The sequence below is a fragment of the Microbacterium sp. HMH0099 genome (assembly GCF_049384025.1).
In the GTDB taxonomy this organism is placed as follows: domain Bacteria; phylum Actinomycetota; class Actinomycetes; order Actinomycetales; family Microbacteriaceae; genus Microbacterium.
In genome coordinates this window covers 1-12660 of the sequence record NZ_JBMRJR010000004.1, presented here as the reverse complement: position 1 = coordinate 12660, position 12660 = coordinate 1, and the positions used below count along the sequence as shown (strand labels likewise).

Annotated in this window: 10 protein-coding genes; 9 read left to right on the top strand and 1 reads right to left on the bottom strand. The window is 71.3% G+C overall.

The window, feature by feature from the left end; translation table 11 throughout:
- Positions 1-3: 3 nt before the first annotated feature.
- Positions 4-1590, bottom strand: coding sequence for a hypothetical protein (locus tag ACO03V_RS10180; protein ID WP_423137513.1), 1587 nt, complete (start codon positions 1588-1590; stop codon positions 4-6).
- Positions 1591-2331: 741 nt separating this feature from the next.
- Between ACO03V_RS10180 and argC the strand changes: the two genes are divergently transcribed.
- The 9 genes from argC to ACO03V_RS10135 all read left to right on the top strand — a co-directional run bounded on the left by argC (position 2332) and on the right by ACO03V_RS10135 (position 12354).
- The gene (gene argC, locus ACO03V_RS10175; protein WP_423137512.1) at positions 2332-3381 is read left to right on the top strand and encodes an N-acetyl-gamma-glutamyl-phosphate reductase; all 1050 of its coding nucleotides are present in this window, start codon (positions 2332-2334) and stop codon (positions 3379-3381) included.
- Complete coding sequence (gene argJ, locus ACO03V_RS10170; RefSeq protein ID WP_423137511.1) at positions 3378-4535, top strand: bifunctional glutamate N-acetyltransferase/amino-acid acetyltransferase ArgJ; 1158 nt, start codon at positions 3378-3380, stop codon at positions 4533-4535. The genes argC and argJ overlap by 4 nt, the downstream gene beginning before the upstream one ends.
- Positions 4532-5434 (top strand): acetylglutamate kinase, encoded by a 903-nt coding sequence (gene argB / locus ACO03V_RS10165; protein ID WP_367730755.1) that lies wholly within the window; start codon positions 4532-4534, stop codon positions 5432-5434. The genes argJ and argB overlap by 4 nt, the downstream gene beginning before the upstream one ends.
- Entirely contained in the window at positions 5431-6678 is a 1248-nt protein-coding gene (locus tag ACO03V_RS10160; protein ID WP_423137510.1) for an acetylornithine transaminase, read from the top strand. Before argB ends, ACO03V_RS10160 begins: the two co-directional genes overlap by 4 nt.
- Positions 6675-7598, top strand: a complete 924-nt coding sequence (gene argF, locus ACO03V_RS10155) for an ornithine carbamoyltransferase (protein ID WP_423137509.1) — start codon at positions 6675-6677, stop codon at positions 7596-7598. Before ACO03V_RS10160 ends, argF begins: the two co-directional genes overlap by 4 nt.
- Entirely contained in the window at positions 7577-8716 is a 1140-nt protein-coding gene (locus tag ACO03V_RS10150) for a heparan-alpha-glucosaminide N-acetyltransferase domain-containing protein (protein ID WP_367730761.1), read from the top strand. The genes argF and ACO03V_RS10150 overlap by 22 nt, the downstream gene beginning before the upstream one ends.
- Positions 8713-10143: an argininosuccinate lyase gene (gene argH / locus ACO03V_RS10145; RefSeq protein ID WP_423137508.1), complete on the top strand. Its 1431-nt coding sequence runs from the start codon at positions 8713-8715 to the stop codon at positions 10141-10143. The genes ACO03V_RS10150 and argH overlap by 4 nt, the downstream gene beginning before the upstream one ends.
- A 68-nt stretch (positions 10144-10211) precedes the next feature.
- The gene (gene tyrS, locus ACO03V_RS10140) at positions 10212-11525 is read left to right on the top strand and encodes a tyrosine--tRNA ligase (RefSeq protein WP_367730806.1); all 1314 of its coding nucleotides are present in this window, start codon (positions 10212-10214) and stop codon (positions 11523-11525) included.
- 1 nt (position 11526) lies between these two features.
- On the top strand, positions 11527-12354 hold the full coding sequence (locus ACO03V_RS10135) for a DUF4184 family protein (RefSeq protein ID WP_423137507.1): 828 nt from the start codon (positions 11527-11529) through the stop codon (positions 12352-12354).
- The last annotated feature ends 306 nt before the right edge of the window (positions 12355-12660 follow it).

Below are 12660 nucleotides of genomic sequence, written 5' to 3'. Positions count from 1 at the left end.
TCGTCAGCCGTTCGAGGCCCCGGGGTCGGTGCCGGCCCTCCGGCCGTCATCGCGACGACGAATCCGCGTCATCTCCTCCGCGCGGAGCGGGGGTGCGAGGACGGATGCCGCCGGAGCGGACCGTCGCTCGGTGCGGACGCTCGCCGCCTCGGCCTCGTCCCGCGGAGCGGTGCGCTGCGCGCCGGTCGAGGCGACCGCCGCGGATCGACGCCGCTGCACGAGGAGGAACAGTCCACCGAGGAGCAGGGCGCCGGCCAGCAGGCTCAGCGGGCCGCCCGTGGTCGCCGCGTCGCTGCCGGTCGCCGCGAGAGCGGTCGGCGCCGCCGGGGCGGGTGCCGGTGCCGGAGCAGCCGCCGCGAACGTCACGCCCACCAGTCGGGGCGTCTCGGTGGCGTCAGTGGCGTCGGTCGTCCCGTCGGTCGCGTCGGTGGAGTCCGTGGCGTCCTGCGCGTCGGTCGAGTCCTTCGCGTCAGCGGCGTCCTCGGCGTCGGTGCTGTCCTTGGCGTCCTTGGCGTCGGTGGAGCCGTCGTGGCTGTCCTTCGCGTCGGTGGAGCCGTCGTGGCTGTCCTTCGCGTCGGTGGAGCCGTCGTGGGAGTCCTTGGCGTCGGTCGAGTCCTTGACGTCCTTGGCGTCGGTGGAGCCGTCGTGGCTGCCCTTGGCGTCCTTGGAGTCGGTGGAGCCGTCGTGGGAGTCCTTCGACTCCGTCGAGTCCTTGGCGTCGGTGCTGTCCTTGGCGTCGGTGGAGTCCTTGACGTCCTTGGCGTCGGTGGACCCGTCGTGGTTGTCCTTGGCGTCGGTGGAGTCCTTGACGTCCTTGGCGTCGGTGGACCCGTCGTGGCTGTCCTTGGCGTCGGTCGAGTCCTTCACGTCCTTCGCGTCGATGGAGCCGTCGTGGCTGTCCTTGGCGTCGGTGGAGTCCTTGACGTCCTTGGCGTCGGTGGACCCGTCGTGGCTGTCCTTGGCGTCGGTCGAGTCCTTCACGTCCTTCGCGTCGATGGAGCCGTCGTGGCTGTCCTTGGCGTCGGTGGAGCCGTCGTGGCTGTCCTTCGCGTCGTCGGAGTCCTTGACGTCCTTCGCGTCGGTGGAGTCCTTGACGTCCTTCGCGTCGGTGGAGTCCTTGACGTCCTTGGCGTCGGTGGAGCCGTCGTGGCTGTCCTTGGCGTCGGTGGAGCCGTCGTGGCTGTCCTTGGCGTCGGTGGAGTCCTTGACGTCCTTCGCGTCCGAGGTGCCGTCGTGGTTGTCCTTGGCCTCGGTCGAGCCGTCGTGGCTCGTGCCGTCGTGGTTGTCCTTGGCGTCGGTGGAGCCGTCGTGGCTCGTGCCGTCGTGGTTGTCCTTGGCCTCCGTGGAACCATCGTGGTGGCTGCCGTCGTGGCTGGTGCCGTCGGTGTGGCTGCCGTCGTGGCTGGTGCCGTCGGTGTGGCTGCCGTCGTGGCTGCTGCCGTCGGCGGACGCGTCGCTGTGTCCGCCGCCCGAAGAACCGTCCGTGTGGCCGCCGTCCGTCGACGTCTGCGTCGTGCTCTCGGCGACCGCGTCCGTCGTGGCCGACGCGCTGAGCGGCGCGCCGAAAGCGGCCAGTGAACCCAGCGCCACGATGGCGAGAGTTCGGAACAGGATGCCGCGCGGTCCCTGACTGCGCGCATCTCGATGAGTAGTGCGAAGCACTGCTTTCCCCCGGTTGTCTAGGCCCCCCTAGATGCACCGTGGTGACGAAAGTAGGGAAACGACCTGAACCCCCCCGGCCCACTTGACATCGGCATCGCTCGTTTGCGACCGTCGCGCGCTCCCGCGCGGAGTGCGCGCAGACGGGCGTGTGCGCGTTCGCGCGCGGGCCGCGGCCGCGGACGCGGAGGATTGCTGGACGAGCGCGTGGGACACGACCGCCGCCGCAGCACCTCGCCCCACCGGCGAGCCGGCGCGCCGGCCGGTCGCGCCCCGGAGAGCAGACCGGCGCGGGCATGGATCTGCCCTCATCGCCGGATAAGGGGGGCAGTCGGAAGTGCCCGGCGATGAGGGCAGGTCTCCAGCATAGGCGTACCGTGTCCCCCATTTGGGGGACATGAGGGGTTTCCTGCGCCAATCTTGAGCATCGGTCCGACTCCGGCGACACGCCCCGTGATTTGCGGTGCCTCCTCGCGGGCGGATAACCTCGGCCCATGTCGTCGACCGTCACCCGCAACGAGGGGCTCTCCGTGAGCACCGTTGCCGTGCGTCGACGTCGGGTCGCACGCCGAGTCTCGGCGACCTCGTAACCCGCCGCAGGTGGGGCATACGGGCGTCGCCGCCCCGGTTCACGCTGAGTTCAGCCACAGCCCCGACTCCTAAGGTGGAAACATGACCCTCTCGGTCGCCGTCTCCGGCGCTTCCGGCTATGCGGGCGGCGAGATCCTCCGCCTCCTCGCCGACCATCCCGATGTCGAGATCCGCACAGTCACCGCGCACTCCAATGCCGGTCAGCCGCTCATCGCGCATCAGCCGCACCTGCGCTCGCTCGCGCACCTGCAGCTCGAGGCCACCACGCCGGAGGCCCTGGCGGACCACGACGTGGTCTTCCTCGCCCTGCCGCACGGCCAGTCGGCGCAGTACACCGACGCGCTCGCCGACACGGCCCTCGTGATCGACGCCGGCGCGGACCACCGGCTCACCTCGTCCGCGGACTGGGCGGCGTTCTACGGCGGGGACCACGCGGAGCCATGGGCGTACGGGGTCCCCGAGCTGCCGGCGGGATCGACGAAGCAGCGCGAGCTGCTCCGTGGGGCGTCGCGCATCGCGGCCCCCGGGTGCAACGCGTCCACCGTGTCGCTCAGCCTCGCCCCGGGCGTCGCGGCGGGAGTCATCGACCCGGGAGACATCGTCTCGGTCCTGGCCGTCGGCCCCAGCGGGGCCGGGAAGGCCGCGAAGACGAACCTCCTCGCGAGCGAGATCCTGGGGACTGCGAACCCATATGCCGTCGGCGGTACACATCGCCACATCCCCGAGATCCGCCAGGCTCTGGCGGCGGCGGGGGCCGAGGCCGATGGCATCCGGATCTCCTTCACCCCCGTGCTCGTGCCGATGGCGCGAGGGATCCTGGCGACCTCCAGCGCGCCCATCCGGCCCGGGGCGACCGACGAGCAGATCCGGGAGGCCTGGGAGGCCGCGTACGGGGACGAGCCGTTCGTGCACGTCCTCCCGGAGGGGCAGTTCCCGCGCACGGCGGACGTGCTCGGCGCGAACACCGCGCTGATGGGACTCGCGATCGACCGCGCGGCGAACCGCGTGGTCGTCGTCGCTGCCGTAGACAATCTCGTCAAGGGAACCGCCGGCGCCGCCGTCCAATCGATGAACATCGCGCTCGGCCTCGCCGAGACCACCGCCCTCCCCGTGAATGGAGTCGCCCCGTGAGCGTCACCGCCCCCGCAGGATTCGAAGCGGCCGGGGTCGCCGTCGGGCTGAAGTCGACGGGTGCGCGCGACGTCGCCGTCGTCGTCAACCGCGGACCGCTCAAGGTCGGCGCCGCGGTGTTCACCTCCAACCGCGCGAAGGCCAACCCGATCCTGTGGTCGGAGCAGGTCGTCCGCGACGGCGTGGTCGAGGCGGTCGTCCTGAACTCGGGTGGCGCCAACTGCTTCACCGGCAGCTTCGGGTTCCAGACCACGCATCAGACGGCCGAGCGCGCCGCCGATCTCCTCGGCGTCGGCGCGGGGGACGTCGTGGTGTGCTCGACGGGTCTCATCGGTACGGGCGACGAGGTCTTCCGCGCCAAGGTGCTCGACGGCGTCGAGAAGGGCGTCGCCCAGCTGTCCGCGGACGGCGGGGAGGACGCCTCGCTGGCCATCATGACGACGGACTCCCGCCCCAAGCGCGTCATCCACGCCGGCGACGGCTGGAGCATCGGCGGCATGGCCAAGGGCGCGGGCATGCTCGCGCCGGGGCTGGCGACGATGCTCGTCGTCCTCACCACGGACGTCGTGATGGATGCCGCCCAGGCCGATGCCGCGTTGCGCGCGGCGACGCGCGTCAGCTTCGATCGGCTCGACTCCGACGGCTGCATGTCGACCAACGACCAGGTCACCCTCCTCGCGAGCGGGGCCAGTGGCATCCAGGTCGATCCCGAGGTCTTCACGGCCGCGCTCGTTTCGGTATGCGATGGCCTGGCCGCCCAGCTGCAAGGCGACGCGGAGGGCGCGAGCCACGACATCACGATCCGCGTGGTGAACGCCGCGACCGAGGACGACGCCGTCGAGGTGGGCCGCTCGGTCGCCCGGAACAACCTCTTCAAGGCCGCGATCTTCGGCAACGACCCGAACTGGGGCCGCGTGCTCGCCGCGATCGGCACCACGGACGCCGCGTTCGACCCGTACGACGTGGACGTGTGGATGAACGGCGTCCGCGTGTGCACCGCCGGCGGCCCGGACCGGCCCCGCGAGGACGTCGACCTGACCCCGCGGGCGACCGACCTCGTCATCGACCTGCGCGTCGGCGACGCCGCGGCGACCATCCGCACCAACGACCTCACGCACGACTACGTCCACGAGAACAGCGCCTACTCCTCATGACCCACGTCGATCTTCAGGACACCGATCCCACCGCCGCGAGCGAGCGGGCGGTGACTCTCGTCGAGTCGCTGCCGTGGGTGCGCAAGTACCGCGACCAGGTCGTGGTGGTGAAGTACGGCGGCAACGCCATGGTCAGCGAGGAGCTGCAGGACGCCTTTGCCGCCGACATCGCCTACCTCCGGTACGTCGGGGTGAAGCCCGTGGTCGTCCACGGCGGCGGCCCGCAGATCTCGTCGATGCTGGACCGGCTGGACATCCCCAGCGAGTTCCGGGGCGGCTACCGGGTCACCTCGACCGAGGCCATCGGCGTCGTGCGCATGGTCCTCACCGGTCAGATCAACCCGCAGCTGGTCGCCAAGGTGAACGCGCACGGACCCCTGGCGACGGGCCTGAGCGGAGAGGACGCCGGCCTCTTCGGCGGCCGCCGCCGCGGTGTCGTCGTCGACGGGGTCGAGCACGACCTCGGTCGCGTCGGCGACGTCGTGACCGTCGACCCGCAGCCGGTGCTCGACCATCTCGCCGCCGGACGCGTGCCGATCGTGTCGAGCATCGCTCCCGACCTGGACCACCCGGGCTCGTCGTTGAACGTGAACGCGGATGCCGCTGCGGCGGCGCTCGCCACGGCGCTCGATGCGAAGAAGCTCGTCGTGCTGACCGATGTGCCGGGGCTCTACGCCGACTGGCCCAACCGCGACTCGCTCGTGTCGCACCTGACCTCGACGGAGCTGCGCGCGATGCTGCCGACGCTCGAGTCGGGCATGATCCCCAAGATGCAGGCGTGCCTCGACGCCGTCGACGGGGGTGTGCCGACCGCGGCCATCATCGACGGACGCGTGCCGCACTCGGTGCTCGTCGAACTGTTCACCAACAAGGGAATCGGAACGGAGGTGGTCGCGTGAACGCGGACACGACTCAGGAACCCACGGCGCAGCGCGCCACCTGGCAGGAGGACGCCGGCCGCGACCTGGTCCGCAGCTTCGGCGACCGCATGGCGCTGTTCGTCCGCGGTGAGGGCGCGTACGTCTGGGACGACCAGGGCACGAAGTACCTGGACTTCCTCGCGGGCATCGCCGTGAACGCCCTCGGCCACGCGCACCCGGTCTTCGTGGAGGCGATCAGCGCGCAGGCGGCGACTCTCGCGCACGTGTCCAACTACTTCGCGACGCCGCCGCAGCTGGCGATGGCGGCGCGTCTGAAGCGCCTCGCGGGGACGGGGGAGTCCGGCCGGGTGTACTTCGGCAACTCCGGCGCCGAGGCGAACGAGGCCGCGCTCAAGCTGGCGCGGCTGCACGGTCGCGGAACCGACCGCACCCGCATCCTGACCCTGAAGGGCGGCTTCCACGGCCGCACCATGGGCGCCCTCGCCCTGACGGGCAAGCCCGCGCTCCAGGCCGACTTCCTTCCCATGGTGCCGGGCGTCGAGCACATCGACGCCACCGTCGAGGCCCTCGAGGCCGCCGTGGACGAGAAGGTCGCCGCCCTCCTGGTCGAGCCCATCCAGGGCGAGGCCGGCGTCGTCGAGCTGCCGGAGGGGTATCTCCAGGCGGCCCGCGAGCTGACCGCACGCCACGGCGCGCTGCTGATCGTCGACGAGATCCAGACCGGCGCCGGTCGCACGGGCGCGTGGTTCGGGTTCCAGCACGCCGGGATCGTTCCGGATGCCATCACGGTGGCCAAGGGCATCGGCGGCGGCTTCCCGATCGGTGCGCTCATCACGTTCGGCGCGGCGAGCGACCTGTTCTTCCCCGGCACCCACGGCTCCACCTTCGGCGGCAACGCCCTCGGCACCGGCGTCGGCGGCGCCGTGCTGCAGGAGATCGAGGACGCCGGGCTCGTCCAGAACGCCGCGCACCGCGAGAGTCAGCTCCGCGACGGCATCGCCGCGATCGGCTCCCCGCTCGTCGCCGGCATCCGCGGCCGCGGCCTGCTGCTCGGCATCGCGCTCACCAGCCCGGTGGCGAAGGCCGTCGTCGCCGCCGCCCAGCAGCACGGGCTCATCGTCAACGCGGCGAACGACACCACGATCCGCATCGCCCCGCCCCTGACGATCGGGGATGCCGAGGTGTCCGCCTTCCTCGACCTGTTCGGTGCCGCGCTCGCCACCGTCTCCGATGCCCTCATCCTCGAAGGAGCCCCCGCGTGACCCGCCACCTTCTGCGCGACGACGATCTGACCCCGGCCGAGCAGGCCGAGATCCTCGACCTCGCGATCGAGCTCAAGAAGGACCGCTGGGCGCAGAAGCCGCTCGCGGGTCCGCAGACGGTCGCGGTGATCTTCGACAAGTCCTCCACCCGTACGCGCGTGTCCTTCGCCGTGGGCATCGCGGACCTCGGCGGCTCGCCGCTGATCATCTCCACCGCCAACAGCCAGCTCGGCGGCAAGGAGACGCCGTCCGACACCGCGCGCGTGCTCGAGCGCCAGGTCGCCGCCATCGTGTGGCGCACCTATGCCCAGGCCGGGCTGGAGGAGATGGCGCGGGGCACCCGGGTCCCGGTCGTCAACGCGCTGAGCGACGACTTCCACCCCTGCCAGCTGCTCGCCGACCTGCTCACGATCCGCGAGCACAAGGGCGAGCTGAAGGGCCTCACGCTGTCGTTCTTCGGCGACGGGCGGAGCAACATGGCGCACTCGTACGTCCTGGCCGGCGTCACCGCGGGCATGCACGTGCGCGTCGCCGCCCCGGCCGACTATGCCCCGCGCGCCGACGTCATCGCCGATGCCGAGCGGATCGCCGCCGAGACCGGCGGGTCGATCACCCTCAGCGACGACCCCGAGGCGGCGGCATCCGGAGCCGACGTCGTCGTCACCGACACCTGGGTGTCGATGGGCAAGGAGGAGGAGAAGATCGCGCGCATCCGCGACCTGGGCGGGTTCAAGGTCACGACGCAGCTGATGTCGCAGGCGGACGACGACGCGATCTTCATCCACTGCCTGCCCGCCGATCGCGGCTACGAAGTCGACGCCGAGGTGATCGACGGACCGCAGAGCGTCGTCTGGGACGAGGCCGAGAACCGCCTGCACGCGCAGAAGGCGCTGCTGGTGTGGCTGCTGCGCCAGTCGTGACCCCTGCCCGCCGCGCGTGGCGGCGACTCGACGGCCCCGGACGGCTGACGGGCATCGACCTCGCGCGCGGGCTCGCGGTGCTCGGCATGCTCGCCGCACACCTGCTCACGATCGAGCTGTTCGACCCGGGCGACCCCTCGACCTGGCTCGACATCGTCAACGGGCGGTCCTCGATCCTCTTCGCGACGCTCGCCGGAGTGTCGATCGCACTCGTCACGGGCGGCCCCCGGCCGCTGCCGTCCGCCGACCGGCCCCGCGCGGCCGCACGTCTGGCCGTGCGAGCCGCGGTGCTATGGGTCATCGGCATCCTGCTCATCACGACGGGCGTGCCCGTCTACGTGATCCTTCCGGCGTACGCCGTGCTCTTCCTCCTGGCCCTGCCCTTCCTCGGATGGTCGGCGGGACCGCTGTTCCTCGCCGCCGCCGCGTTCGGCCTCGTCATGCCGTGGGTGCAGCCGTTCCTGGATGCCGCTCCGATCTGGTCCGGCGCGCTCGGCGTCGAGCTCTTCCTCGGCGTGGGCTGGGCGTACCCCTTCACCGTCTGGATCGCGTTCCTCCTCGCCGGAATGGGCGTCGGCCGCCTCGACCTCCGCGGCATCCGGGCCCCCGCCGTGCTGGCGGTTTCGGGGGCTGTCCTCGCCGTGATCGGCTACACCGTGCCCGCGGCGACCACGGCCTTCGCCCTGCAGAGCGTCTACATGGCCGAGGTGTGGACGGCGCTCGACCACTCGTCGGGTCTGTGGGAGGTCGTCGGATCGGGCGGCTTCGCCGTCGCCGTCATCGGCGTCTGCCTCCTCGTCTGCCGCACCCCGCTCCGGTGGATCGCCCTGCCGCTGCGGGCCGTCGGGTCGATGCCGCTGACGGCCTACGTCGCCCAGCTCCTCGTGTGGGCCGTCGTCGCGCTGGTCGTGCTCGGGGACACGACCGACCTCTACGGCATCCGGGATGCCGGACTGTTCTGGCCGCTCACCATCGGACTCGTGCTGGGATGCACGGCGTGGGCGCTGCTCCTCGGGCGGGGCCCCCTGGAGAGGCTCATCGACGCGGCGGTCCGGTTCGTCGTCGGACCCGGGGCCCGCCGGGAGCAGCCGCGCAGCGTCGATAGGCTGGAGCAATGAGCAGCGAGACCGGACACGGCACGAACGAGGGCGCCCTCTGGGGCGCCCGCTTCTCGGGCGGACCGTCTCCCGAGCTGGCGGCGTTGAGCCGTTCCACTCACTTCGACTGGGACCTCGCGCTGTACGACATCGCCGGCTCGCACGCGCACGCGGCCGCTCTGGAGGCGGCGGGCTACCTCACCGCCGACGAGGCCGCCGCGATGCACGACGGCCTGGACGACCTCGCCGCTCGCCTGCGCGCCGGCACGCTGGTCGCCGCGCCCGGCGACGAGGACGTCCACGGTGCGCTCGAGCGCGTCCTCATCGAGACGGTGGGACCCGCCCTCGGCGGCAAGCTGCGCGCGGGACGCAGCCGCAACGACCAGATCGCGACGCTGGTGCGCCTGTACCTGCTCGACCACGCCCGGACCATCTCCCGCGAGCTGCTGCGTCTCATCGACGCGCTCGTCGCCCAGTCGTCCGCCCACGAGGACGCCGTCATGCCGGGCCGCACCCACCTGCAGCACGCGCAGCCCGTGCTCCTCGCCCACCACCTGCAGGCGTACGGCTGGGCCTTCACCCGCGGCCTGGAGCGGCTGCGGGACTGGACCGTCCGCGCCTCGGTCTCGCCGTACGGCGGGGGAGCGCTCGCCGGAGCGACGCTCGGTCTCGACCCGCAGCTCGTGGCGGACCGTCTCGGTCTGGCGCGTCCGGCCGAGAACTCGCTCGACGGCACCGCCTCCCGCGACGTCGTCGCGGAGTTCGCCTTCATCGCCGCGATGATCGGCGTCGACCTGTCGCGTCTGTCCGAGGACGTCATCCTCTGGAACACCCGGGAGTTCGGCTTCGTCACCCTCGACGACGCCTACTCGACGGGCTCGAGCATCATGCCCCAGAAGAAGAACCCCGACATCGCGGAGCTGGCCCGCGGCAAGGCCGGCCGTCTCATCGGCAACCTCTCCGGGCTCCTCGCGACCCTGAAGGGCCTGCCGCTGGCGTACAACCGCGACCTCCAGGAGGACAAGGAGCCGGTCTTCGACTCCGTCCGCACGCTCGAGCTCGTGCTCCCCGCGTTCTCGGGGATGATCTCGACGCTGCGCTTCCACACCGAGCGCATGGCGGAGCTCGCCCCGCAGGGGTTCTCCTTGGCGACGGACGTCGCCGAGTGGCTCGTGCGTCAGGGCGTCGCGTTCCGCGACGCGCATGAGATCTCCGGCGCCCTCGTCCGCGCCTGCGAGGAGCGCGGCATCGGGCTGGAGGACGCCGACGACGACCTGCTCGTCTCGGTCTCGTCCCTGCTCACCCCGCAGGTCCGTGAGGTCCTGTCGGTCGAGGGCTCGGTGGCCAGCCGCACCGGCGCTGGAGGAACCGCGCCGGATCGCGTGCGGGAGCAGCGCACCGAGCTCGTGCACCGCGCCCAGACCGCGGCGCGCGCGGTCGGCGTCTGACGACGCCGCGCCCGGCGCGCGAGCACCGCGGGCCGGGTGCGCCGCCGGCCCGCTGATAGCCTGAAGGGGTGTCCGCCCCGATCGACGCCGCGCCCGTGAGCGCTCTCGCACCCGCCAACGACCCGTCGTTCGAGAACGTCTGGGACGAGCTGCAGTGGCGCGGCCTCGTGCACGTCTCGACCGACGAGGCCGAACTGCGCGAGATGCTCGGGGGCGACCCGATCGTGTTCTACTGCGGCTTCGACCCGACCGCTCCGAGCCTGCACCTGGGCAACCTCGTGCAGCTGCTCACCATGCGCCGTCTGCAGCTGGCCGGTCACCGTCCCCTGGGTCTCGTCGGCGGATCGACGGGCCTCATCGGCGATCCGCGTCCGACCGCGGAGCGCACGCTCAACACCCCCGAGACCGTCGGCGCCTGGGTGGACCGGCTGCGCGCGCAGGTCGAGCGCTTCCTCGACTTCGAGGGCGACAACGCCGCGCGCATGGTCAACAACCTCGACTGGACGGCGCCGCTCAGCGCCATCGACTTCCTGCGCGAGATCGGCAAGCACTTCCGCGTCGGCACGATGCTCAAGAAGGACGCGGTCAGCGCCCGCCTGAACTCCGAGGCCGGCATCAGCTACACGGAGTTCAGCTACCAGATCCTCCAGGGGATGGACTACCTCGAGCTGCATCGCGCCTACGGCTGCATGCTGCAGACCGGCGGCAGCGACCAATGGGGCAATCTCACCAGCGGCACCGACCTGGTGCGCAAGGTCGAGGGCACCTCGGTGCACGCCATCGGCACCCCGCTGATCACGAACAGCGACGGTACGAAGTTCGGCAAGAGCGAAGGCAATGCGATCTGGCTGGATGCCGAGATGTGCAGCCCGTGGACGATGTACCAGTTCTGGCTGAACACCGACGACCGCGACGTGATCTCCCGCCTGAAGGTCTTCACCTTCCTCGCCAAGGACGAGATCGACGGCTACGCCCGCCTCGTCGAAGAGGAGCCCTTCCGCCGCGCCGCGCAGAAGCGCCTGGCTCGCGAGGTCGTCACGACGGTGCACGGCATCGACGCGGCCGACGCGGTCATCGCCGCGACGGAGGCGCTGTTCGGCCAGGGGGATCCGAGGAGCCTGGATGCCGCCGTCCTCCGGGACGCGCTGGAGGAGCTGCCGAACGCGACGGTCCCCGCGGGCAGCACCGTGGTCGAGGCCCTGCTGGCGAGCGGTCTGGTCACCAGCCTGAGCGAGGCGCGCCGGGCGATCGGACAGGGCGGGGTGTCGCTGGACGGCGCCAAGGTCGCCGCCGACGACGCGGTCGTCGAAGGGACGCTGCCGGGCGGGGTGTCCGTCCTGCGTCGAGGCAAGAAGACCCTCGCCGGGATCTTCCTGGGCTGACATGCCGTTCACGCCGAGCCACGCGGTCGTCGCACTCCCCTTCGTGCGGACGCCGCTGGTGCCGGCGGCGATCGCGGTCGGGGCGATGACCCCCGACCTGCCGCTGTTCCTCCGCGGCATGGTGCCGCATTACGGCATGACGCACGACCCGGTCTGGATGCCGCTCACCGTGACCGTCGCCCTCGTGCTGCTGCTCGCGTGGCGGTGCGTACTGCGACCCGCGGTGACCGAGTTCGTCCCGGGCGTCGTCGCGAGCCGTCTCCCCAGCGAGTGGGAGGGGGGAGCGCGTGCCGGTGCGCGGGAGACGTTCGCCGGGGGAGTGCGCGGTCTCCTGCTGCTCGTTCTGTCGCTCGCGATTGGCGTGCTCTCTCACATCGTGTGGGACGTGTTCACGCACGAGGGCCGCGCGGGAACCGACCTGTTCCCGGTGCTCGAGGAGCAGTGGGGACCGTTGCTCGGCATCAAGTGGCTGCAGCACGGTTCGAGCGTCGTCGGGTTGGCAATCCTCGCCGTCGCCGGTGCGGTCTGGCTCGCGCGGCGTCGTCCGCGCGCGGTCTCCCGTGTGCTGCCGTCGGCGGCGCGCGTCGTGTGGTGGGCGTCGCTGCCGGCCGCTCTGATCGTCGCGTCGGTCGTGGGCCTCGTGACGCTCGGCCCGTTCGACGGGGAGTTCACTCCGGCGCATCTGGCCTATGCGACCCTGCCGCAGGCCTGCGCCGTGTGGGGCGTCGCCAGCCTCCTCGCCTGCATCGTCCTGCAGGAGCGCCGACGGAGGACACTACCGCGGAAAGACGCGGAATCCGGGTTGCGACACGCCCGGGATCGTGCCTGATTGGCCAGACCGTGGTGACGCACGTAAAGTATTACTTGTTCGCCCCACAGGGGAGAGCGGAGCGGCCGGAAGGCCCCGCGTCCTCTCAAGCGGTGAACGAATCCCCATCACAGTACTTGAGAGCTTCGGCTCGAAGGTCTACGATGAGGAGCCCGCCACTCGGCACTTGTCCTCGACTCCCTGCTCGTCAGAGCGGCTCGATGTCGACTTGACAGATCGAGTGCGGCATATAAGGTAGTGAAGTTGCCTCACGGGTAGGTCGAGAGATCGTTTCTGTGGGTGCGTCCGTTCCTTGAGAACTCAACA

What these genes read in the sequence shown, in the direction of transcription:
- argC (WP_423137512.1), top strand. Translation starts at nt 2,332, where the DNA reads ATGACCCTCTCGGTCGCCGTCTCCGGCGCTTCCGGCTATGCGGGCGGC.
- argH (WP_423137508.1), top strand. Translation starts at nt 8,713, where the DNA reads ATGAGCAGCGAGACCGGACACGGCACGAACGAGGGCGCCCTCTGGGGC.
- ACO03V_RS10135 (WP_423137507.1), top strand. Translation starts at nt 11,527, where the DNA reads ATGCCGTTCACGCCGAGCCACGCGGTCGTCGCACTCCCCTTCGTGCGG.
- argB (WP_367730755.1), top strand. Translation starts at nt 4,532, where the DNA reads ATGACCCACGTCGATCTTCAGGACACCGATCCCACCGCCGCGAGCGAG.